This is a genomic window from Candidatus Omnitrophota bacterium (assembly GCA_028693815.1).
GTDB lineage: Bacteria > Omnitrophota > Gorgyraeia > Zapsychrales > Aceulaceae > Aceula.
Genome location: JAQUUP010000005.1, coordinates 1 through 25,789, shown reverse-complemented (window position 1 = coordinate 25,789; position 25,789 = coordinate 1). Strand labels below are relative to the sequence as shown.

The 25,789-nt window shown below is 37.6% G+C and carries 15 protein-coding genes and 1 riboswitch; all 15 genes read right to left on the bottom strand.

Features of this window, described 5'->3' with window-relative positions; all coding sequences use genetic code 11:
• Window positions 1-31: 31 nt before the first annotated feature.
• A complete protein-coding gene (locus PHY73_02690) occupies window positions 32-9,595 on the bottom strand; it encodes a phosphoglycerate mutase family protein (protein ID MDD3374614.1) in 9,564 nt (3,187 codons plus the stop codon).
• A 247-nt stretch (window positions 9,596-9,842) separates the two neighbouring features.
• The gene (locus PHY73_02685) at window positions 9,843-11,111 is read right to left on the bottom strand and encodes a pitrilysin family protein (protein ID MDD3374613.1); all 1,269 of its coding nucleotides are present in this window, start codon (window positions 11,109-11,111) and stop codon (window positions 9,843-9,845) included.
• Between the two features lie 52 nt (window positions 11,112-11,163).
• The gene (trpA, locus tag PHY73_02680; protein ID MDD3374612.1) at window positions 11,164-11,958 is read right to left on the bottom strand and encodes a tryptophan synthase subunit alpha; all 795 of its coding nucleotides are present in this window, start codon (window positions 11,956-11,958) and stop codon (window positions 11,164-11,166) included.
• A gap of 283 nt (window positions 11,959-12,241) precedes the next feature.
• Window positions 12,242-13,420: a tryptophan synthase subunit beta gene (trpB, locus tag PHY73_02675; GenBank protein ID MDD3374611.1), complete on the bottom strand. Its 1,179-nt coding sequence runs from the start codon at window positions 13,418-13,420 to the stop codon at window positions 12,242-12,244.
• Between the two features lie 97 nt (window positions 13,421-13,517).
• Window positions 13,518-14,225: a DUF3108 domain-containing protein gene (locus tag PHY73_02670; protein ID MDD3374610.1), complete on the bottom strand. Its 708-nt coding sequence runs from the start codon at window positions 14,223-14,225 to the stop codon at window positions 13,518-13,520.
• Window positions 14,222-15,361 (bottom strand): M20 family metallopeptidase, encoded by a 1,140-nt coding sequence (locus PHY73_02665; protein MDD3374609.1) that lies wholly within the window; start codon window positions 15,359-15,361, stop codon window positions 14,222-14,224. The genes PHY73_02670 and PHY73_02665 overlap by 4 nt, the downstream gene beginning before the upstream one ends.
• A 110-nt stretch (window positions 15,362-15,471) precedes the next feature.
• Window positions 15,472-16,146: a transposase gene (locus PHY73_02660; GenBank protein MDD3374608.1), complete on the bottom strand. Its 675-nt coding sequence runs from the start codon at window positions 16,144-16,146 to the stop codon at window positions 15,472-15,474.
• A gap of 67 nt (window positions 16,147-16,213) precedes the next feature.
• Entirely contained in the window at window positions 16,214-16,519 is a 306-nt protein-coding gene (locus PHY73_02655) for a hypothetical protein (protein ID MDD3374607.1), read from the bottom strand.
• A 267-nt stretch (window positions 16,520-16,786) separates the two neighbouring features.
• A complete protein-coding gene (locus PHY73_02650; GenBank protein ID MDD3374606.1) occupies window positions 16,787-20,413 on the bottom strand; it encodes a hypothetical protein in 3,627 nt (1,208 codons plus the stop codon).
• Between the two features lie 328 nt (window positions 20,414-20,741).
• Window positions 20,742-20,893, bottom strand: a riboswitch (cyclic di-GMP riboswitch).
• 79 nt (window positions 20,894-20,972) lie between these two features.
• Window positions 20,973-21,641, bottom strand: a complete 669-nt coding sequence (locus PHY73_02645; GenBank protein MDD3374605.1) for a ribonuclease H-like domain-containing protein — start codon at window positions 21,639-21,641, stop codon at window positions 20,973-20,975.
• An 82-nt stretch (window positions 21,642-21,723) separates the two neighbouring features.
• Entirely contained in the window at window positions 21,724-22,350 is a 627-nt protein-coding gene (locus PHY73_02640; protein MDD3374604.1) for a phosphoribosylanthranilate isomerase, read from the bottom strand.
• Window positions 22,343-23,125: an indole-3-glycerol phosphate synthase TrpC gene (gene trpC / locus PHY73_02635; protein MDD3374603.1), complete on the bottom strand. Its 783-nt coding sequence runs from the start codon at window positions 23,123-23,125 to the stop codon at window positions 22,343-22,345. Before trpC ends, PHY73_02640 begins: the two co-directional genes overlap by 8 nt.
• Window positions 23,125-24,132, bottom strand: a complete 1,008-nt coding sequence (gene trpD / locus PHY73_02630; GenBank protein MDD3374602.1) for an anthranilate phosphoribosyltransferase — start codon at window positions 24,130-24,132, stop codon at window positions 23,125-23,127. The genes trpC and trpD overlap by 1 nt, the downstream gene beginning before the upstream one ends.
• Before the next feature lie 4 nt (window positions 24,133-24,136).
• Complete coding sequence (locus PHY73_02625; GenBank protein MDD3374601.1) at window positions 24,137-24,700, bottom strand: aminodeoxychorismate/anthranilate synthase component II; 564 nt, start codon at window positions 24,698-24,700, stop codon at window positions 24,137-24,139.
• Between the two features lie 2 nt (window positions 24,701-24,702).
• A partial coding sequence (gene murA, locus PHY73_02620) for a UDP-N-acetylglucosamine 1-carboxyvinyltransferase (GenBank protein MDD3374600.1) occupies window positions 24,703-25,789 on the bottom strand: 1,087 nt, incomplete at its 5' end.

The window sequence follows — 25,789 nt, the reverse complement described above, 5'->3', positions numbered from 1 at the left end:
CTGAATTAAGTGTATAGAGTTTATCGAATATTTATGACTTTGTCAAATCAAAATAAGCTAAATCTTGTTCCTTAAGAAACTCAGCCTCATCTTCTCCCCGCACAAATCCCTGGAAATTGACCAATGGAATAATCTCAATAATCATAGGAACAAGCCCATCAACGTCCGCCCAATCGATATTACGCAATTCATCTGGAATCGTAAAATCAATCCCCTGGCCTCTAGTTTCCAAATCAAGTTTATCAGAACTAAAATCAATACCGCCTGTGCTTGCTTTCGGATCATATGCAGAAATTATGCCAGATTTTTTTTCATAATCGCTCTTAGGGTCAGAAAGATTAATAATTTCGCCATGACCAGGAAATGTACCATCAAATTTCCAGAAATTAATATTTTCGTTTTCATCCGCAACCCGATTGTGTCCCAAATTAGCCAAGCAAGCAAGAAGAAACATTCCATGATTTACAAGGACAACGGTTGTGTCCGTGTTATCATACTCTTTTTTCAGCGCTTGAAGAAAATCATAAGAACGGCTGAGAGCATCGATATCGCTTTCGCCTCCTCCTATTTTAGCTGTAGAATCAAACTTTTTAATAACCTTTATGTAAGTCTCCGAATCACTTTCCTGAAACTCGCTCAATGTTTTCCCTTCATAGTTGCCAAAAGATCTTTCGTTGGACTGAGGATAGACCTTAACCTCTAAATCAATGCCGAGTGTTTCCTTAACAAAATTAATAAAGGGCTGAATACTTTCAATCGTCCTGTCTGCCTCACTAAGAGCAATCACTATTTTCTTTCCTTGCTCAATTTTTTCTTTAAGCATTGCATAAAGTGCTGGAGCTAAATCCTCTGTGGCCTGCCTTTTTCCTTCTTCACTTAGCTTATTATCTTCACCGTTACTAGGCCCCCCTTGCAGAATTCCTTGTTCATTCGCAAACGTAATCATATGACGAAAACCAATCATTTCAAAATCAAGTTTGATAGTAGGATTTTCTTTAAAATTTTCATCAACATATTTTATATGTCCTTGATCATCAACCTTAAAATGATCGCTAATGGCACTACTTGATACATCGGCCCCTTCATCAAAGTTACCTGCCTCATCTTCGGACGCCTTAATGCTGTCCAATACAAATTGCCTTGCTTCTGGCAAAATATCTCCGGCTTCTCCATCCTTGCCGTTCCACAACCCGCAATCCGTAACAGCAGCAATAAAACTTTTATCCTTAATAACCATATTAGGATTCTTTGCTTTTTTGATAAAAAGATTAAAATATTCCGGACTATTTTGTTGCAACCACATAAACCCTGCATAAAGAGAATGTTCTTTCGGGGGAAAAAATTTCTTAGTTGAAGACGAAGGCTGTTCTTTGGGTTGTGCTGCACTGCCCAATTGATCAGAATCTGCTTTTGATTTAATAAAAACAGATGATTTATTAGGAACATCCTCTGCTTCAATAATCCTTCCAGCAATCCCGCAGAGCAAATCTTCAACAGCTGAAAAATTAGAAAAAGTTTCAGCAATCGATTGCGAATGCAGTGTTCTACCAACAAGATCAGAATATTTCCCCAAAGCAAACATTGGCCCAAATGTGGCAGCAGTCTTTATTTCGTTGTTATGAGATCCTTTCTGAATCACTATCCTAGAATTCTTTGCCTGGCCTCCCATGATCATATCAGGCACAAGGATTTCTGCTTTATGAATTGCTGGGCCATTATTCCGATCCTTCGATTCAAAAGCAAAAGCCCTTCTAAGAATATTTTGAAGATAAGATTTCATTTCACCAGTCTTGATCACAAAATTATCGTGAATAAACATCGACCCTGTGGATAATAAATTAAAAAATTTCGAAGACATACCAGAAATATAAATCGGGAAATCAACAAAGAATCTACTCTTTCCTTTTCCATTACCCAAATCTTTTTCTACTATTTTCGCCGTTCCAGCCAATTCAGAAAAGAGTTCTTTTCTTTGTTTTTCACTCAACTCATGACAGCGAATAATTGTTACAGGAATTCTTTTTTCTTTTAATCCGGGATAAACCTCTCCAGCTTGGTCAATAACTGTAATCCCAATGTCATCTGTTAACTTCTTAAGATCAAGCCTCTCGGCTACGTACCCTGAATCCTCCCAAAGAAGAACAATCTGCTTACCGTGCTCCTCTCCAGCGCTAATAAAAATATCATTCAAATCATCATCAAGAATAGCTGATCTTAAGATACTCATCTCTTCTAGAAACTTTTCTAGATTACTTGGTGACATATATGACAAAACAGACATGTTAACATTAAAAACGCTTTTGCCGTCCGGCAACGCATCTACGCTCGATTGCAATACTTCCAACTGCTTAGAAGTTAAAATTTTATCTAAAAATGCGCCTCTGCGTCTCAGGAGATCATCTAAAGACCAAATTTCGTTACGAATCTTTTTTCGTTTCAATAAAGCTGGATTGATCGGAATAGATCCAGAAGGATCATCTAGATCAAGATTGAGTCTCGTTGATAATTCTTGGCGTTTCAGTGAAAAATCAAGTTCCCCTTGAACATTATGCGCAAGATCCACAACAAAAATATTTTCGTCTTGAGGATTTTCAAAATCATCATAATTCAATCCAACATGAAGACAATCTTGTTTTTTGATTACTTCAAGCTCATCTAAACTGCGAACAACCGTAGTCGTAAATCCTTGATAAGGATCGACAATTTGATTTCCATTCCTTGGAACAAAATCATAATTTGGATCATCACTCAAAATATAAAGATCCACCTTAATCCTTGGACTAGACTGGAGAAGCCCCTCAATCAAAGCGCGAAAATTCTCTGAAATCGCACCAGCAAATCTCTGCTCAATATACATATTTATTTTTTGATCTTCTTTAGATTCTTCAATACGCTTCTCAATATATTCAAAATTCTCGACCCGATTTTCTAAAGCAAACGGATATAGCTCGTCCATACTATTTCGTGTCTCAATTAATGTTTTTGCTAAAACAACACCCCTTTCTACCTTTAAAAGCATGTCAAGAAACTCACCATCATTAGATATTTCTGTTTCTTGCAAAGCATCAAGCACAGCATCAAGCAATTTTTCAAGAAACAAATATTTATTGCTATCATCAATCTTTGCTCCAAATTCTTTTTCTACATCTAATTTAAAATCCCCATATTTCTTATCTGCAAAATCAAGAGTTTTATTTGCCAAACGATCCAAAGCAATTAAAACCTCTGCAATATCAGAATTAAGATCTTCTTTTCTATCTCGGACAAAATCTTTACTAATCCTCTTAGATCCAGAATATTCATAGCGGACAAATTCATGCCCACCCTTATTCTCCGCTATTTGATAAAGAATTGCCTTTTCATTTGAATCAAAATAATATGAAAAATTAATATTCTGAGGAACTCCGTATTCTGGAATATCAAAGAAATGAATATTGTCTAAAGAATAATACGGATTAAAGGAGTCATAACGATAGGCCGGCCCAAAGGCCATTGACATCTGCTCATTTGTGGCAAAACCTTTTTGTACAATAAAATTAGCGGTCAAAGAAGATCGATAAGAAAGCTTGGAAGAAAAATTACCCAAAACACAAGCCAAAAGATCTTCAAGATCTTCTTTCGTCTGAAACTGACGAGCAATATGATTAATCATTGCCATTGATTTGCTTGAAGCATTGATGATCCCAAAAATTTGGAGTAGTTGATCTGCGGCCAGCGCAGGAAAAAGTCGATTATCATTCGAATCAACTGGCTTTAAAACTTGTGTGTCATCCCCAGAAGATAACAAGCTCTCAATATGCTCTACGGCTAAATTTTCGACCAATTGACCATTAAGAGGGATAATGTCAGGAAGTCCTGTACCTAAAATTTTATTTGCGATATCCCTATTGTTCATTTCTTTTGGCTCAATAAAAGCATCATTTGGAACTTGATCACGATTACTGACAATAGAAATCGCAGGATATTGTTGATATCGTTCAAAATATTCATTACGTATTTCAATAACTTTCTTGATCAAAGGCAAATATCTTTGCACTGAGAAATTTACAGCCATAGTAAGCGTCTCAGCATACTTCTCTAATGTCAAATTAATCAAAACAGATAAATCAATCTTGCTTGTTAAATTCTCAAAAACCCTAGCATATTCATCTAATGATAAATCGATCAGATCCATTGAATCAGTATTAGTTGCTACGAATTCTTCTTTTGTTTTTTTCTTCTGCGCAACCTCTTCTAGTGTAAAAACAACTCCGTCAGAATCCACGTAACGGTGTGCATCTTCAGCAAAATGAGCAGGATGAAACCCTTTGCTTGCAGCCCGAATTTGATCACCCAAAACATAAACGCTACGATCAAGAGATGGTTCCATAATAAGCGATTGCCCTAAGCCGTGAATTAACTTAAGAATATTAAACGCACGCGGCTCAAGAGAAAACATAGATTCTATTTGTATCATCTGAGCAGCTACACCAGAAGTTATATATCCACCCTCCACCATCTCAAGAACAGGGAACTTTGTCTGATTATAATATTCGGACGGAAGAATTATCTCCTTAAAAATAACAACATCCGAGCTCTGAATCTTATTTATGTCAACAAAGGAATCTTCTGTAAACTTTTCAAAACCACCAGCAAGCTTATCTAAGATATAAAATGCTAACGTGCGTACACCGCGATCAAAATGACGTGCACGTGCGATATTATTCTCAGAACTAAGGCCATTTCCACTCCTGTCCCCCTCAAAGAGATCTTCGACAATTTTATATTGTCCATACCATTGCAAAAGATCAACATCCGTCTCGTCAGCTAGAACATAAAGAGCAAGCAGTAAGCCATTTAAATCCGCGTTTTGTAAAAATCTCTTCTCTGATAACAGTTTTATTATTTTATCTTTAAAATCCTTTGTCTGACCCACCAAATCCCTCGTCCCATCTTTCTTATAACGCACAATACCAGTTGCTTGTGCTGGAAGCTTTTCTTTTCCATGATCAACATTAAAAATAAAAAACTTATCAACTGAAATATTCGCTAGAAATTTCTCAAACATGCGAAACACATTATAAGTATAAAAAGTACTGTCCAATCTTTTCGGATCATTCATGAAAAACGTCACATCAGCATTGAGCATGCCAGGGACTTTTGCTTCAGGAACAGATTCAAAATTATGAAAAACCGGAAAAACCCACTTGGACCAAATGTCAAAATAATTAACCTGATTACCATGAGAAGCTTCTTTTAATTCATATAAATTATTACCAGTTTTAACAAAATATGGATGCAGCGAATTTGGCAATTTAGAAAAATAAAAAGTCCCATCAGCCAAACGATAACAATCAAAAAGATTATCAACAAAAGAATCAATTTTGATATCCCAAAGATCAATCCATTCTTGAAAAGAAAATTCTTTTCTTTCTTTTGCATCAAGTTTTTTATAAATATCTTGCATCTGCTCGATAAGCTTAAGCACTACTTCAATCGTCAAATACCCTTTTTGCGCATCAGCAAGAGTTACATGAAACTTCAAAAGATCTTTTTTATTCTTTAATTGTGATTCTTTATATTTCGCCCACCGACTTAAAATTGTTTCCTGTGAAAACCCTTGAAACTCTTTCGCCCAATGTTTTATTTTAGAAGATATATCTCGCTGCGAATCTCTTAAAATCAACAAGCCAATGCGGTCCATCTCCTTCTTAAGTTTTTCCTGATTTTCTATGCCATCTAAATCAAACTTATCATCAAAAATTTGATCCAGAAGCGAAGAGACAGCTTGAGCTGCTTGTTTGTTCAGCGATACTTTCTTTTCCTGACCGCTTCCCTGAGATGCGCTTAATAATCCTTCAATATTTATCGCTGAAGTTCCCAAAGCTTTCGGAATCCCATTGTCTAGCATCTTTTTAATTATCAAGTCACCACTCATTGATTCCTTTTCTTTCTTTTCAATCATTAACTCATCCGTCTCATCATTAATTAGTTCATGAATTAAAATATCTCTCAAAAGAATCTTGATTTCTTCAACTTCCTCTCGTTGCGTCACTTTTCCTTCTGAGTCAATGACATTGCCAGATATGATCTCTAAATATTCATCTAAAGTTTTTCCTGACCTATAAGCAAGACGTTTTATTTGCATCGCAAAAAAAGCAGAAATCACGCTTACAATTTGATTATTGTCATCACTTTCCTCTAATCCTACTGCTTTTTCATAAACATTTGAAAAAAGTCTAATCGCAAACATCATCTGAGGGTACTTATGAAGTATGTTCTCTAAAATTATTTCTGCAGCTGCTGCCTCTTTTATATAATCCTTTGAAAAAGCTCTGATTTTTAGCTCTTTTTCTTCTCTTTCTTTCTTTTTTGCATCTCGTTGAGCTTTCTTTTCTGCAGCGATCTTCGCTTGCTGCTCCTTTTCTTTCACAATTTTCTCTAATCTCGCCTTCTCCACTCGCTCTCGCTCAGCCTTTTCCTTCTCAATTTTTTCTAATTTCTCTTTTTTTGCTTTTTCTATCTGAGTCTTTTCTGCCTCAGTTAAAACCTCACTTAAGATTCTTTGGGCCATACCATCAATTCCCTCTCCACGATAACCAATCACACAAGTGCTATCACCAACCCTTGATTCTATAGCTGTTCGCTGCTCCGAATAAATTGGTTCTGACCTTAAGATTAAACGGTTTAAAGGACCGAACATAGAGACATCCTTAAAAGAGTCAAAAATTCCATAAAGTTTTTTAGCATCCGCAAACTCTTCTGATAAATAAGTTTCAGATAGCTCCACATCTGTTGGTGCACGATAATTTTCCTGAGTGATTATAAAACTAAAGAGGTCTATCCATTTTTTATGTCTAGACTCTCGAACAAAATTATGACGAATAAACCACTCATAATTTGAACTCCAAAGAATAATATTAAATCCATTGTCCTTTAAAGTTTTAAGCTCATCATAAAGCTTATCGGCATCATCATAAAAACGATAACCTTTCTGATCGCTTTCTCTATCATAAACAGCAATTGTTCCATCCAGATTAATAAAAATATTCTTTTCAGACTTTAATTCAACAAAAGATTTAAAGTCTTCCGAATAAGCTCGACCGCCAACAAACTTTTCTTTATCAACAACAATACGACCATAACGCTCAACAACTCTTTCTTTCTCAAAAAGCTCAATCATTCGATCAAGCCAGAGCGAAAGAATATAATATTTTCTCAAATTATCTTCATCTATATAGACGCGGTCAGACTCGTTACCTTCTCCAGCATGTTTTTCTTTATATTTCATAATAAAATTCTTTAAGAGCTTTCTATCAATTGTTAAAACAATTTTTCGAGGAGTAAAGAAACTTTTACCATTAGAACCATTTTTTCTATGTCCTTTTGAAAAAAAGTAAGCTTTGTAAGGAGAAATCTTTTCCTTGTCTCCTTCCTGCCCAAAAACTTCTTCAAGAAAAAGTTCAAATGATGAAAAATTCCTCTCAATAGCTGATTCCGTTCGAAAATCTAGCCACAAAGGCTCTTTGTCCTTTGATGTTGAAAGCTCCATCTCCTGACTACCTTTTCCCGCTAACATAGCCATTAAAGAAGCAAGCTTTTGAATCAATTGTTCACGAGAAACTTTGCCAAGTTCTTGTGGAGAAATGTCTAAAATAGAGTTAACAACAAATTCATCATCGTACTCAAAATCGATATCCCGCTTTCCATTACTCTGAAAAGCATTAAAATTCTTTGATCCCGAACCATTTCTGCCAGAGGCCCCTATCTGTTTAAATTCTAATACCTTTGCTCGATATGCTTCTTTTCGCTTGGCAACAACTTTTGGCCTCTTTAAACCAAGAGCATCGCTGCCTTCAATCCAAAATTTTATTATTGTACCAAATCTTCCATCTTTAATAGCTATATCTAAATTCTTATCGTGCTCTCTAAAAAAATTGATCCAATGACGAATCCGTACTTGCTCATAATTTGCAGCGGCTATATTTTGTGCAAAAACAACAATAGGATAATTTTCAACATGAACACCACTAGTTGTAAACATCGGGTGCACAATAGAAATAATGCCATCATCCTGAAGCTTAATGCTTCCAATCAATGCTTCAGATCTAGGATCTTGGAGATCTAGTTTATTCTTTTCATCACCATGTTTATCCAGAATTTTCTTAAGCTTAAGAATAATATTTTTAAAAGAAAACTTTTCAACGTTAATCAAATCTGATTCACTTTCTGCAAAATGAACATTAAGATTACGAAGAATATCTTTTAAAATAAAAAGCTCATTATCAGATACATCCTTTAAAATATCAGAAAACGGCTCTTCCTCTTTAATCTTAATTTTCTCAACAACAGTAGAAGAAAAAACACTAAAATTCTGCTCAACAAGAGCACACTTCCCGCTTGGAATGACCGAAGACGATTGATTCGTCTTCTCTAAAATTCCGCTAGAAGAAAGAGCCAAGTCCGTTCCCCCTGAGAAATATTTTCTCGGAACATTTTTATGCTCATTCTCGTCGTATTCGACTTTGACAAAATTACATACACCTTTTTTGAAAGCCTCTAGATATCTTTGATAAATTTTATCCGTAATCTTTTTGTCTTCAACGTCAACACCTGAAACTTTTGATTGATCAGAATAAACTTCGTTGAGCAAAGCATTTTTTAGATTTGTTTTAAACCATGCGGCTAAAATAACGGCATTATAGATTTGACGTAACTGGGCAAAGTTTTTGCCCTGATTGACTTCCTTTTCAAGGGCAGGAATGATGATTTCGCGGACAATGTCGGAAGCTAATTTATTATCCGTATTTGGTATTTGGGATATGGTATTTGGTTGCTGATTATCACCATATACTAGATGCTCTTCACTAGATACTTGTTGCTTTGCTTGCAAAGCAACATAGTCCGTTTCCAGCATCACCTTTCCCGACGATCCGACTTCCTTACCTGATTTATAACCAACGTCGGATGTCGGGACTCCGACTGAAACGTCGGAGCTACCTTGACTATGCTTTGTCATGGCTAAATAGTCTTGCTCCACCATAACGGATAGAGACGATTCCGCCACAAAAACCCTATCCCCATTTTCATAAACAACAGCCTTTTTGGGCACAATCCATACCTTATTAAACGCATCAACAGGGATATTCGCTGTTCCATACTCTTCATAAGCCTTTTGATAGATGCGTTTCCAAAACTCTTTTCCAAGTTCGTCGTCTGGATAAATCAATGACGCCGTAATCTGCTTTAAGATATAATCCTGGGCAAGCAAGTCTCTGCCCATTTCTGTCTGAGCAAAATTGTCTGCAACGATTCGATTTTCCTCATAGGGAGAAAGATTGACCCAGAGATCTTTTTCTGGAATTGTGAGTGCTGCCAAGAAATACTTAATCAATTTTTCGGTCTCGCTCTTAAATGCTTGATTGGAAAGCCCAAAATCTCCGCTATCTACCACAAAATCAACTCTTAATGGATTTTCAGGATGAATTTTTAGACCAATCAAAGTAGCAGGAGAAAATGCAGGCGTCAAAGACACACTAGCGCCAGGCACAGGAAGACTCAAAAGCCCTTGCGCATGAGCCTGCGGAATGCCAAAAGGCACAATGCAAGTCTGCACAAAGCACACAAGCACGAAAATAGACGCGCCCCTAAAAAAGGATCTTAGTCTTTTTGATTTAATTTTCTGAACCATTTGTAAATATTAAATTTATGAGATTTTCGTATTAACTTGGATAGAGTATAGCATATGAATCAAAAAAAACTACTTTTTGAGAGTTTTCCTTGAGATGTAAGTCATTGCAGATGGATAACTTATGGATTAGTCAACATTTTTAGGAAAAAAACACTTTAAAAAGTCTAAAGATTTAGATTCCAAGCAAAGACTGAATTTTTTGCTCTTGATCTTTTCTGATCGGCCCAACAATAGCCAAATTCATGCGATTTTTCTTAAAAAGAGTCTTTGCGACTCTTTGCACATCTTCCATGGTAACGCTTTTTACTCTTTTAATCGCACCTTCCAAAGTCTCAACCTTATTTGTTGAAACAATAGATTCTCCTAACCAGAACATATGTTCGGCTGTATCTTCAAGGCTCAAAAGAGTTTGGCCTAAAAGATAATCTTTCGCCCGCTTAAACTCGCTAGTACCAATTTTTTTTAAACTAATTTTTTTCAATTCCCTTAAGATAACATCCACAGCATCAACAATCTTTTCGTTGTGAACACCACCACGCACAATAAAGGCACCCGTATCTTTTAAGAACTTAGCTCCAGAAGAAATTGAATATGCAAGCCCTCTTTTTTCACGCACTTCATTAAAAAGACGACTCGACATATTGCCACCTAAAATCACATTCAAAACACCCAGAGCATATCGATCCTTATGCTCACGCTCAAAGCCTAAAACACCAAGCGCAAGATGCATCTGCTCAATATCTTTTTTAAAAAACTTTACCTTTGGCCCTGTCTCTGTTTTTTTTACCTTCTGACACAAGATATTTCCACTTCGAATTACGCCTTCAAACTTCTTTTCAACTAACTTAAGAACCTTGCTATGCGTCATATCGCCACACACAGAGACAACAATATTTGATGAAATATAATAATTCTTGTGAAAATCCCTTAAATCCTGATAACTCATCGCCCCCACAGATTTAAGACTTCCTGCAATATTTTGTCCCAATGGATGACCTGGCCAAAGAAGCGCATCTAAAAGATCTTGAACCAAATGCTGAGGAAGATCATGATACATTTTAATTTCTTCTAAGATAACACCGCGTTCTTTGTCAACATCCTTTTTTTGAATCAAAGGCTGAATCATCATATCTGATAAAACATCAAACGTCTTAACAGCATTTTTAGATGGAACTTTAGCAAAATAACATGTGCATTCCTCAGAAGTAAACGCATTGAGGCTTCCGCCAATGCCTTCAATCTCTTCTTTAATGGCTTCGCATCGATAATTCTTTGTTCCCTTAAAAAGAATGTGTTCTAAAAAATGTGCTGCCCCTTTGTTCTCGTCGTGCTCATAGCGACCACCAACCCCTGCCCAAAGACCGATAGTAACACTATTTCGATCTTTCATCTCGTGTGTGATCACTCTCAACTTATTCTTTAAATCTGTTCGTTTATACATTTTAATTAATCCTTTATTGATTTGTTCAATGATTTTTTTACGCTATCGAATACTATTTAATAGCTGCAGAAAGGCTACTCACAAAACGGGTAACATTTGAAACTAAATTCTTTTTGCCCTTATTCTTTATAATCTCTTTGATGATCGCGCTTCCGACAATAACACCATCACAGCACTTTGAAATTTCTTTTGCTTGTTGTGCGTTAGAAATGCCAAACCCAACGCATAGTGGCTTTTTGATTGAACGCTTTATTTTCTTTAAATTTTCTTTTAAATTCTTAGGCAAAGCCTTGCGTGCGCCAGTCACCCCTGCGATCGAAACATAATAAATAAACCCACTCGAAGCTTTTTCGATAATGCTGATACGCTCTTTTTTTGTTGTTGGTGATAAAAAGAAGATTGTTGAAAAATCCTTTTTTCGCGCCTCTTGAATCAATTCAGAGGCCTCCTCCGGCGGAAGATCAGGAATAATAACACCATCAACACCTGCCGCTTTTGCCTGCGCGACAAATTTTGTATCCCCAAAATGAAATACAGGATTATAATACGTCATTAAACAAATTGGAATCTCAGAAACTTTTCGAATCCTTTTAACCGAATCAAGAATTTTTATAATGCTGACCTTATTTTTAAGCGCCCGATAAGAAGCTTCTTGAATGGTTGGCCCATCTGCCAAAGGATCAGAAAACGGCACCCCAAGCTCAACGATATCAACTCCAGATTTTTCAAAAGCCAACACCAACTCTTCGGTTGTTTTTAAGTTTGGATCTCCTGCCGTAATAAAAGCAATAAACGCTTTTTTCTTCTGCTTACTTAAACTTTTAAATTTTTGATCAATACGATTCATAAGTGAGCTCCAATTTTACATAAGCGCTAGTAACCGCGTTTAACCCGCGGGGTTAAACGCGGTTTTTCACAATCCCTAGAAACATCTTTTAGCGACATTAATTTTCTCAAATTATTTCCCTCAACTCATGAACATCTTTAAATGAGCGCATGACTTGCGCGACTAAAAGGAGCGTCAAGTCATCTAGCGCGAATTTACCCCGTGCCCGAAGGGCATCGGGGTTTCAATTGTCTTGATTCTTGACTATTACCCCAGGGGCGATTCTCAGCGACGTGGGGTTTCTTCAAATAATTCCCTTGAGCTCGTGTACGTCCTTATCCCCACGCCCAGACAAACAAACAACCACACTTGACTTACGTTTGACCTTCTTGGCTAATTTTTCTAAATATCCAATGGCATGTGCGCTTTCAAGCGCTGGAATAATACCCTCTGTTTCACAAAGTAATTTCAATCCCTTAATTGCTTGCTTATCATCAACACCAACATACTCAGCACGTCCTATTTTCTTATAATAAGCATGCTCAGGGCCAACGCCAGGATAATCAAGGCCAGCGGCAATCGAGTGAACTTCTCGAATTTGTCCGTCAGGCGTTTGCAAAAGCTTGCTTTTACTTCCATGCAAAACCCCGATCTCCCCTTTGATAACAGCAGCAGAATGCTTATCAGTATTTAGCCCCAAACCTGCTGCCTCAACACCAATCATCTTCACTTTTTGATCATCAAAGAATGGATAAAAAAGTCCCATCGCATTAGAGCCACCGCCAACACAAGCAAGCAAATAATCAGGAAGTTTTTTCTCTTTAGCCAAAAATTGCTTACGTGCCTCAACACCAATAATTTTCTGAAATTCACGCACCATCGTAGGATACGGATGAGGCCCTGCCACAGAACCGATAATATAAAAAGTATTTTCAACATTCGTCACCCAATCACGAATAGCTTCATTCATCGCATCTTTAAGAGTTTGCGTTCCGCTTGTTACTGGAATAACATTTGCTCCTAAAAGTTTCATTCGAAAAACGTTTAAGGCCTGACGCTCAACATCTTTTGCGCCCATATACACATCACACTTCAAACCAAAAAGGGCCGCAGCTGTCGCCGTAGCCACTCCATGCTGACCGGCTCCGGTCTCGGCAATAATGCGCGTTTTTTTCATAGACCGTGCGACTAAGATCTGCCCAAGAGTGTTGTTTATTTTATGAGCGCCCGTATGAAGAAGATCTTCACGCTTCAGATAAACTTTTAATGGTTTTAGTTTTTCGCTTAAGCGAGAAGCAAAATATAAATTGGTTGGCCGGCCTGCATAATTCGTAAGATAAAAATCAAATTCTTTCTTGAATTTCTTATCTTTTCGAAGAGCATTCAATGTCTTTTCTAAATCCACAACTAACGACATTAACGTCTCAGGAACAAAGCGTCCTCCAAACTCCTCAAAATGTCCGCTTTTATTAGGTTGTATCATAATAAAACAAGTTTGTTGTATTTGTTAGTTTGTTGGGTTTGTTGGGTTTGTTGCGTTAATACCATAAACGCTACTAACCCTATAAACTCTATAAACTCTAGTTTTTCTTATATCCCGTCATCACCATTGATGTTCCTCCGAACACGGCTGGCTTGTCGATCCTAAGCGGAATCACATCATCTAAAGTGTCAAACCAAAGCTGATACTGTGTCGGAACAGTGTGCAAATAATACGTCTCGTAACTTTTTCCATCAATTTTAAGATTTGTTTTCTTTGCTATTTTAATCGAAACATCCTTTGTCGGCAAATTCATTTTAAACGAATTTCCAATATCAAAAATCTTGTTTTTTCGAAATCGATAAATAAAACAATAGATGTTGTCAATCCTTCCTTCTTTTTTAATCACCGTCTTTTCTGGATTAGGACTGCTTTCTGTTCTCTTTTCAACAGTAACAATAAATTTTGTCTGATCATAAGATTCTGTTATCTTTTCTTTCGAACCCCAAATATTAAGATCACGTTCAACACGAACCGGATAAAAATCTTTTTTATCAGCATAAATCTTTTCAACATCCAAGAAATTCCTCGCTGTAGCCTTGAATGTCAAAAGATAGACTTCCTGCCCATTAATCGTCGCGGTTCCATCAAACGAAAGCGTCGCATCCCCTTGGTTGACACCCAAACTTTTGATCCAATAGGTGATCTGTTCTCCGTTAAATTGATCATAAGAAGAATCTGATGCTTGCGCAAAAGCAGATACAGCGCACATGACAAATAAAATTAAAAAAATAATTATTTTTTTCATCGCGTATCAAAATCCTTTAAAAATTGTTCTAACACCCTTGCTCCATCGTAGAGTTTTTTGACTTCGGCATATTCATCGGTCGAATGGGCGGTCTTAGTACTTCCATATCCTGTCGCAATCGCAGGAATCTTTTTTTTCTGAAAAAACGTAATTACCGTCGCGCCTTCGCTCCCTTTTAGAATTGCAGGCCTTTTCATTTTTTTGCAACTTTGACTATAAAGCTTAACTAAGTCATGATTTGGATCGATCTCATACGGCATCTGAAGATCATCAATAATCATCTTTGATCTTTTTGCATGATGCGAGACAATAGATTTAACATCTTTAAGAATTTCTTGATGCTTCATTCCTGGCAAAAAACGAAAATCACAAGAAAATTCACAAAAATCAGCAACCATGTTCACCTTATCTCCACCCTGAATTGTCCCAATATTAATCGTTGGCGGCCGCAAAAATTCATGCTTTTTATAGCGAAACTCTAGTGCTTTTAAATCTTGAATAATTTTTGAGGCAATCTCGATGGCATTGATCCCACGCCAATTATAAGCTCCGTGTGCTTTCTTTCCAAAAACTTGAATAAGCATATGCATCAATCCCTTTTGCGCCACAATAGAATAAAATTCATCCGAATCAAGCACGAGCGCCACTTCTGGTTTTATGATACCTTTTTCAATAAGCGGAATAATGCCTTTTTTGCTACCAGTTTCTTCGTCAACTGTTGCTGCAAAAATAATATCATAATTAAAACTAACTTTATCCTCAACCAAGCTACGCATCGCTTCCATCGCACAGGCTAAGTTTCCTTTGTCATCCGAAGCGCCTCGCCCATAAATGCGTCCGTTTTTAATTTGTCCTGAAAACGGACCAAATTTCCATCCCTTGCCAGCAGGCACAGTATCAAAATGCGGCGTAATCAAAATAGATCTTTTTGCCGCAAGTTTGCGATTTTTTCCTTTTAAAATAGCCACAACATTTGGACGTGCCTTTGCAAATGTATAAGTTTTCACGCTAAGACCCAAAGACCGCATATCTTTTTCAATAAATTTTGAAAGGGCAAGCTCATTTCCCGGAGGATTTTCAGAATTAATCTGCAAGACTTCTTGAGTCAACTTAATTAGGCGTTTTTTATCGATCATAATTATTTACCATTTTCTTGCTTATAACCGCATTTAACCTCGTAGGTTGAATTCGGTCTTTTAAGCCATACTTAAACCGCGTTTAACCTCGTAGGTTGAATTCGATCTTTCTAATCAAAAACTAAATGTTTAATTCCTGCCAAATCCCTTTGATAGGAAATTTGGTCATTAACAAATTCTTGATAGCTGCCCGAATCAATATCCAAAATATCAGAAAAGTTGCACATTGAGAAATCTGCCACGCCTTGTTTTAAATATTGCTTATAAGAGGACGCAAACCAATCCTTTGGCTTTTCGACCAAGCCGGCTGTAACCGGATTAAGATGAACATATCGCGTTAAATGAAGCAGCTGCTCATCATCTTCAACTAAAACACTCTTAAATCTTCCTTCCCAGAGTGGACCTTTTCGCTGATGTCTAAGATTAAAGAATCGAGTATAGCTATTTTGGATATTGCTCATAAAAATTGAAATACCACCATCTTTAAGCTGCTTTAAAACAAAATGGACATGGGTTGGCATTAAACAAAAAGCTATAATATCGACAAGCTTATCAGAAAGCAACTTAATTTTTATTTTATTCTGACGATTAACAGCTTCGGACTCTTTCATTTTTATAAAATGTGACAAACTGTCCCCGCAGTCTTTTGACTGATAATATTTTACTGTTTCAAGCATGCGCGCAAATTCCTTTTCATCATTAAAAATAACAAACTTAGCAATGCTTCGATTAAAAATATGATAAATCTTCCCTTTAACTAAAGGATTTTTACGTAATGTTGTCATGTGTCATCATATTATCTTTTTTAACCGCGTTCAACCTCGTAGGTTGAATTCGGTTGCCTGAATCAGTTTAGTCATTAAATAATCCTTCGATCTTTAAAGATCCTGTCGCACGATTAAAATCATCATAATCAATAAAAACTAGATCTGATCTTTCATCAATCAGCTTATGAATCTTTGGCATATTGCCTCTAACATTTCGGAAGGTCACATACTTAAACTTTGTTGCACATTCAGGACATTTGTCTGCGTTAGTCTTAATGCCAACGGCATTGCATTTTGAACAATTAGCCGACAAATCACCACAAACCAATACATGCTCTTTGACTTCATCAACATGAAATTTCTTATAAATACGAATTAATTTCTCGCTCATGAATGGCATTATATCATAAAAGGATATCTAGCCAAATTTATTTTTAGGCTAAAACCTTAGAATAACCGCATTCAACCTCGTAGGTTGAATTTGGTTTATTAGCATAACTTGCCTTGTTGAGCCAAAAAAAAGGGCCCCCGAATTTTCGGGGGCCCCTCTTACACCTACTACCCGTTAGCTTAGAAAACTAACTCTTCGTGGGTAACAAATATTCAATAAATACCTGCTTAATATGATGCCGCGTTCAACCTCGTAGGTTGAATTTGGTTAAGCACATATTCTGCGTGGGTCATCTGCTACAAATCGGAACTTCTTTTCAACCAACGCTTGTTCAAACGTGCTTTCAGCTGAGACGGTTTTCTCATCCTGATTATTAGGCACCAACCCTGAAATCAAAAGCATGCTCGGAACATTTGTGACACTCATAATATAAAATGAAAATCCTTGGATATTCATTATTCCAAGCGGTTGTTGCGCAAATGGCAAAGGCATACCGTTTCCATCGCGTTCAATTTGAAGATCCAAAAGCCCAGCATCAAGATTAATACCACCAGTATTTGACGAAACTTGATTATTAGGATAATGTTTTCCCATCATCGCATCACCAAGTCCATTTTTCACTAAAGCAAAACGAATCTCTTCAAAGACTCTAAAACCTCTAAGAAGAATTGCGTCTTCAGATGGATTATACAGCGTAACATTAGAGTCTACAGTATTCCCGTTTTCTACATACGCTCTTACAACGCCACGAGTCCCTCCAACTCCTTGAACCAAAATATGCAATGTCTTTTCCTCTTTAGGAGAATAAAGGCTTGTAATCTGTCCACCAAATGCCAATTTTTCAATCTGGTCTGTATCAAGTGGCCTTTTAGCATCGATCATGCGAACCTGAACAGAAGGATCTTCAATGATTCTTTGAGAAATAAGGATCGGGCTTTCTTTCTCAACAAAATCAACAAGATTTCTTACTGGTAAAATTGAAAACTCCTCGCCAACAGAAACTCCATAAGCTTCCTCGACACGAGATTGAATCCATATAAAATCCCCAGGCTCCACACCATTTCCTACTGGTGTTTTATCAATATGAATCTGACTAATTGAATCAATTGATGCTTTTCTGACAACTGTAACGATAAATTGTCTAATGGCGTTCTCGAGTTGCAAACGATTGGTAACATTTGAGCTGGATTTTTTTCCTCCTAATAATGCGTTTCTTCTATCTATAATCTCAGCAGAAGAGTCATAAACAGTGTTTCCAGACTCTTTAAACGTCCAATCAGGATCATGGCCAGGAAACCCAAACTCATGAACCGTTTCCTTTGCTCGAGGATCAAAACGGCTAAATAAAATTTTTCCACCTCCAAAAGGCTTAGTATCAGTCTTTATGTCTGAAGAGGCTCTAGTAGCCGTTGGCAATTGCTTAAGGGGATCAGCCGGCTCATCGAAATCACCTGGGCTATCTGTTGGCTCATACCCATCAGGACCTTTTTGAAACACGTAGCCCTCTCTTCCAATCGCAAAGATTTCCGATGGCAACTGAGAACTATAAGATCCCCAATCCTTATAAGGGATCTTCTCGTCACCAAATTTTCCGAAAATATTATCAAAGTTTACCCCTTCTTGCCCACTTAAATAACTTACGACATCGTGATAAGTTTTTAGCCCTGAAGACACGACTTTAATCTCAACTGGAATGAAAATATCCTGAAAATTATCTGTCCACGTTCCATAAGATCCCAACTGAACACCCACATAAGCTGTCTTTTCGTCATTAAGACGAAGCCCCAACCCATTGGCCGTTAAATCCCCTAAGAAAATGTACAAAGGCCATTTACCTTCAGGCCATCGAATTTTTTCATCAGTATCACGATATGGGGTATTTTGATCGTCTCCCTCAAATCTTCCTGAAGTATTCTGCAGAAACATGCCATATTCTTCAACCGCAGATGCTACAACATCACTAGGAGTTTTTAGCAATGAGATCGCTGCAGCGGTGGGTGGGGTTTGAGTCACTTCAACTCCCAACTTGCGAAGATTGTTAAGGTCTTGAACTTTTTTGTTAAGTGCTTCTTGGATTGTTACATCTCCAGGCATTTTCTTGCCATTATAAGAAGCTAAGTATCTATTCTCACCTTCTGATAATTGAACAAAAATTGATTTTCCGTATAGCAAACCAACATCAAGGCTAGACATCAAACTTAAAACATTTCCAACCCCAGAAAAATCTTTTGCCATTACCTTTTTAAATTCTTCAACAGATAAGAAATTCCACCCAGAGCCGCTTCCTTTTGGAGAAATATAAATACGATGCACTCCTTCTAAATCTGACATTGCAGATCCAATAATTGAAATGATATCATTCATAAAATCATCAACAGTCAGAATACCCGAGCTGGCAAAACTAGCCTTTACTAAATTAACAACCATGTGACCAGTAGTCTGATCAATATCCATCATCTCCCAGGAACCCAAAGAAACCGTCCAGCGGTTTTCCAAAAAAAATCTCAGGCTCTCCGCATCAGATGATGTCGCAAATCCCATTCCACGCAATGTCTCAGATAAATCAACTTCTCCTCCGGCATCTATTTCTTCGAGAACAAACGTTATCCCTTTCTCAACGCTTTCGGCAATATCTTTTCTTGATGGCTTTCCAATGCCGGAGCTGGATTGACCTTCCACATCCCCAATCTCACCAAGCCCAATATCAATTTTTGTAAAATCGCCACCTTTTCGGCCATGGACACCATTTGCATCCATATCGCTTCTCGCTGGCACAACATTCTGAACCATACCTCTTAACGGAATGCCGCTTGAAGAAAAAGCCGTGGCACCACCAGAAAAGTATTTTCTTGGGATATTTTTGCCTGTTTGGGCATCATGCTCTACCTTTATATAGTCGTAGACACCTTTTTTGAAAGATTCGATGTATTGATCGTAGATTTTTTGGGTGGCATCTGTATCTTTAATCTCAATACCCTTGGTCTTTCCCTGATCCACATAGATCTGGCCTAGAAGGCTCTCTTTAAGGTTATTCTTGTACCAAGCCGCTAAGATCATAGCATTATAGATCTGACGAAGATTAGCAAAGTTTTTGCCAGAATTGACTTCTTTTTCAATCTCTGGAATAAGGATTTCGCGGACAATATCTGAGGCCAATTTGTTTTGTGAAGCGTCGCTCGTGAAGCGTGAATCGTGCGCTTCACTTTTCACTTTTAACATTTCACGCGAGCGCGATAGCGCGAGGAAATCCTCTTCCATCATAACTTCAAGCTTGCTATCAATCACAAAAACTCTATTATCATGCTCATAAACTTTAGCTGTCTTTGGGACAATCCAGACCTTATTAAAGGTATTAAGAGGAATGTCTGTGGTACCGAACTTCTCATAAACTGTTTTGTAGATCTTGTCCCAAAACTTCTTTCCAAGCTCGTCCTCTGGATAAATCAGAGAAGCGGTCAATTGCTTTAGAATATAGTCTTGAGCTAAAAGGTCGCGGCCCATTTGAGTTTTGCCGAGATTATCAGAAACAATACGGTTTTCTTCATAAGGAGAAAGGTTGACCCACATATCTTCTTCAGGAGTTGTCAGACAGGCAAGAAAATAGCGAATCAGCTTCTTGGCTTCTTCGGTAAGGTCTTCTCCTTGAAACTCAGTGTCTCCGTTGTCTACAATAAAGCCAAATTGCAAAGGATTCTCTGGGTTGATCTCTAAAGCTCTGACCAACACAGGAAAGAATCCGGGTGTTGGGCTAACAATCGTCCCTGGCACAGGAAGCGCAGACAGACTCTGGGCGTAGCTAGGCGCGATAGAGCTTAAAAGAAAACAAACAGCAATAAAAATAGATACAATTTTAGACGCAAGACTTTTTTGAGACTTTTCGAAATACACAATCATGGGTTTTCTCCTCATTAGATTAGCTTGCCGCAAGGGCCATAAGTTGAAAAAAATTTATACCGTATTTTTAAAAAACAGGTTACACTTTTTTCCGTGGCGAGAATAAATGAAATAGAATAAAAACTTATATAGCTTACTGAATTTCGTATCAAATATAGCATATTTTAAGAGAATTTCAAGTCTTGAGCATAAAATTATTGCGATATACCTATTGAATTATAGAGAGTTTTAGCTCTAAAAATAAAAAATCTCGCCATTTATAGGAAATTGCGAGTTTTAAGAAAAAAGAGCCGACAAAAGCTAGGATTTCTCCTCTATTCTACTACTCTTCGGTAACCCAGCCACCCTCTTGCCATCCACGTCTACCCAATCGGTTCGATTACCCTTCTGCCACTCCGGACAAAGGGCGCAAAGTGCTTCAGACAACTTAGGTCTGTGGTTTTGTGCCCTCGGGTTTCCCCGAGTTTACCTTTATCGGCTCAATTAAAATATAGCATATGGTTTGGCAAATAACAAGGTAGGCAAGGAAAGATCGGAAAAAGAAAAAATCTAAATACACCTATACCTTTAAGTATTTATCCCAATACATATATAGTTCTTTGGTCGCCAAAAGATCTCTGGCGCAATAACGCGCAATATCCATATAGCGGCCATCTTTAAAGAAATCTTTAACTTCAAGACCAGTTATCCCCTTTTCTTTTGGGCTTTGAATACCAAAAGCCTTGCACCACATATCAAGGCTAAACTTTCTTCGCATTGCATCATAAAAAGTAAGCTGATCCATCAGATCAACATGCGGTCCTTGCTTATAGCGATACGGCATCAAATCCTTTGTCGCCCGCACAGAGTTGATAGCCGAACGAATCATGACAAACGGACAATCAAACGTGCGCCCATTAAACGTAATAAAAATATTAGCCTTGTCCATCAGCTTCCAAAAATGCTCTAAGATTTCTTTTTCGCTTCCCGAAATATAAACAACATTATCCTCTTGAATCTTCTGAGTTTTTCCGTCATTTTGAAAAAAAACAAAGCTCTTATTGGTATCCACATCCAACATGCCAATTGTAATAATTTGAGCTGTCACAGGATAAAACGAAAGGCTATTTTTTGCGTCCTCAGCTTCTTGATCGGTCTTTGCAAACCTCAAGAAATATTCTTGCGATTTCTCATCTAAAGAATCAAAATCCTGTCCAAAAGTCTCAATATCAAAAACGATCTTGCTCATTCTTTCAACTCCTCTCAAGAATTTACAATGCAAAATAAACAAAGCCCAGCGCATTGAATATTGCTGGGAATTTGTTAGTTTTTTATTGTTTATTTTTTATATTTACTTCTGAAAAAAATTTCTTTAACAACCTCTGACACTTCTTGCCAGGCCTACGTTCCACCCCGCTTGAAGCATCAAACGCATAAGCTTTCACCGAAGAAATTGCCCCAGCAATATTCTTTGGATTCAGGCCTCCAGAAAGAACAATCTTTCTTCCCTTTAATTTTGAACTCTTAAGAATCTCCCAGTCAAAAACTTTGCCTGTGCCACCAAAAGCATCTTTTTGAAAAGTATCAAAAAGCAAATAATCTGTTTTGTATTTTAAAGCTTTTACAAGATCCTCTTTGCTCTTAATGCGAATAGCCTTAATCGTCTTAACAGCTTTAAATTGAGAACAAAACAAAGGTGTTTCGTTGCCATGAAACTGGACAACTTTTAACCTGCAATCTTTAATAACAGCGTCAATTTCTTCTTTTTGCGCATCAACAAAGACACCAACCGACAGAACATTCTTTGGCAAAGCCTCAATAATGTTCTGAGCATCCTGAGGACTGATATAACGTGAACTTTTTTTATAAAAAATAAATCCTAATGCCCATGCGTCCAACGAACTGGCACAAAGCGCATCTCTTTTATTTGTTATGCCGCAAATCTTGACCCTACCCATTCATAATCTCCTTAATTTTTGTCTCAACATCAGCCGATCGCAAAAATGTTTCTCCAATCAAAACGGCATCGACCCTTAAGGCTTTTAATATTTCTATTTCCTCGTGCGTTTTAATGCCACTTTCCGCAACAATGATTCTGTCTTTTGGAATTCTTGGAACAAGTGTTTCACAATTCTTAAAATCAACCTCAAACGTTTTAAGATTGCGATTATTAACGCCTATAATTTTAGCGCCTAAATCAACTGCCCGCTTAAGATCCTCTTCATCATGAACTTCAACAAGAGAATCCATATCGAGATTGTGAGCGATTTTCATCAAATGCGTAATCTCTTCATCCTTTAGAATAGCTACAATCAAAAGAATAGCGCTTGCCCCTTGAGCAAACGCCTCATAAACTTGCAATTCATCAATAAAGAAATCTTTGGCTAAAACAGGAATGGCAAAATGATCAGAGACCTCTCGAACATAAGACGGTTTTCCTAAGAAGAATTTTTCTTCTGTCAAAACTGATATTGCCGCAGCGCCACTTTTAACATATTTTCTTGCAAGACCAGAAACACTAAATTCTTTGCAAATCAGGCCTCTCGATGGCGAAGCTTTTTTTATTTCAGCGATCAGACTAATTTTTCCAGGAGAAGAAATCGCTTTTTCAAAAAGAGAATAACATGAATGCTCTTTATCTTTTAATTTATTTTTAAGAGCATTAAAGAAATCTTTCTTTTTTAAGATCAATTCTTTTTTATGCAATAAAATTTTACTAAGAAAATCATTCATTATTGATTAGTGTACTGCTTTAAAAGCTCTAGCTTCTCTAAAGCTTTACCTGAATCAATGGAATGCTTGGCAAGTTCAATGCCTTGCTCCACACAATCAGCTACTTCACCAACATAAAGCGCATGCGCTGCGTTTAAGACAACAATATCTCGTTTAAAACCATTTTTTCCACCTAAGACATCTTGAAGAATTTGGGCGTTAACATCAAGATCGCCACCGAGAACATCTTTTAGAGAAGCATATGGAATGCCATATTTTTCCGGAGAAATGACATAGCTGACAACTTCTGTTCCATTAAATTCGCTAGCAAAAGTTTTGGCAGTTGTAGTAATTTCATCAAGACCATCAACTCCATGAACAACCAATGCTTTTTTAAGTCCTAAATTTTTTAAGACATATGCCATCGGTTCCACTAAATCTTTGCTATAAACACCCATCATTTGATGCGTAGTTTTTGACGGATTGGTTAATGGACCCAAGACATTAAAAATGGTTTCAACGCCGAGCTCCTTACGCACCGCAGCGGCATAACGCATCGCTGGATGAAGATTTTGCGCGAATAAAAAAGCGATGCCCACCTTTTGAAGACATTCGGCCAAACGATCCACTCTCATATTAATATCGACTCCAAGATATTCTAGAACATCCGCGCTACCGCATTTACTTGAAACCGATCGATTGCCATGTTTGGCCACAACGCACCCTGTGCCTGCCACCACAAACGCCGCGACGGTGGAAATATTAAAGGTACCCGCACGATCGCCACCGGTTCCGCAGGTATCTAAAACGACATCCTTGTCCGTATCAACCGAAATAGCAAACTCACGCATGATCCTTGCCGCGCCTGTGATTTCATTAATCCCTGCGCCTTTTTCGCGTAAGGCAAACAAGAAAGCCAACAATTCTTCCCGGGGAACATTTCCTGTCATAATGCGTCGCATCACGCCGGACATCTCTTCAGACGTTAAGTCTTGCTTGCATTGAATTTTATTAATGTAATCGTACATAGATTTAAATAGTAAGAAAATTATTGAGCAAAGCCTTGCCTTGTTTTGTCAAAATTGATTCTGGATGAAACTGAACACCCCAAAGAGGAAACTTTTTATGCCGTATGCCCATGATTTCCTTGTCCTGTGTCTTAGCTGTTATCTCTAAGCACTTTGGAAGCGTCTTAGAATCAATCACCAAAGAATGATATCGTGTTGCCTCAAAAGGATTAGTTAATCCTTTAAAAATTTCTTTTTCGTCATGATAAACAAGAGATGTTTTACCATGCATCAATTTTTTGGCATGCTTAATTTTACCACCAAAAGCAAACCCAATCGCTTGATGACCTAAGCAAACACCAAGAATAGGAATTTGGGATGAAAATTCTTTGATTAAATCAACAGATATGCCTGCAACTTCTGGTCGGCCTGGCCCCGGAGAAATGACAATTCGACTTGGGTTCATTTTCTTTATCTGATCAAGCGTAATTTTATCGTTTCGAAAAACTTTTAGATCTGCTCCTAATTCTGAAAAATACTGAACTAAGTTATAAGTAAAGGAATCATAATTATCAATCATTAAAATCATTTTTACTCTTTTTGTCGTGAAATTCTTGCACCGAGCTGTGCTAGCTTCTTCTCCAAATCCTCATATCCTCTCTCAAGATGATAAATACGATGAATTTCTGTTTTTCCTTTAGCGGCTAATCCAGCAATGACAAGCGCTGCTGATGCTCTTAAGTCAGAGGCCATAACTGGCGCTCCATAAATACACTTAACCCCTTGGACAATCCCGTTAATGCCTTCTCGACGAATGTTTGCCCCCATGCGATTAAGCTCTGCAATATGGATAAAACGATCAGGATACACTTTATCGGTAATGACACTGACACCCGGTGTCAGTGTCATCAGCGCCATAAATTGCGCCTGCAAATCCGTTGGAAAACCAGGGTAAGGATACGTTGTAACACTCACAGGCGTTATGGCGCATTTTGCTTTAACACGAATCACATCGTCAGTATAACTAAACTGAACACCCGCCTCTTCCAAAGTATCAATCAAAGCTAACAAATGATTTGAACAAGCTCCCCGAACAACAATATCGCTTCTCGTTGCGACAGCCAAAAGAATAAACGTCCCTGCCTCGATGCGATCAGGAATGATGCGATGGTCAGCCCCATGAAGCTTCTTAACGCCAGTGATCATAAGCCGTGGTGTTCCCTGTCCTTTTATTTTTGCGCCCATTTTAATCAAGAAATCTGCTAAGTCTTCAATTTCTGGCTCACAAGCAGCAGACTCAATAATTGTTTTTCCTTCAGCCATCACCGCTGCCATCATAATGTTTGCTGTTGCTAAAACCGACGATCCAAAAACCCCACCCAAATAAATACGCGCACCTTTTAAATTCTTTGCTTTGGCAAAAACATAACCATTTTCAATTTTAATTTTAACATTCAGTGCTTTAAGTCCCTTGAGATGCAAATCAACAGGCCTGACCCCAATGACACAGCCTCCCGGCAAAGAAACTTTTGCTCGTCTCAGCCTTGATACGAAAGGACCTAAAACGCAAAACGATCCTCTCATTGTTGAAACAAGATCATAATCTGCTTTATCTTTTAATGGTCCATTCGAAGAAATCTTGATCACATTGTTTCGCGCGTCGACCGTCTTGCCCAAA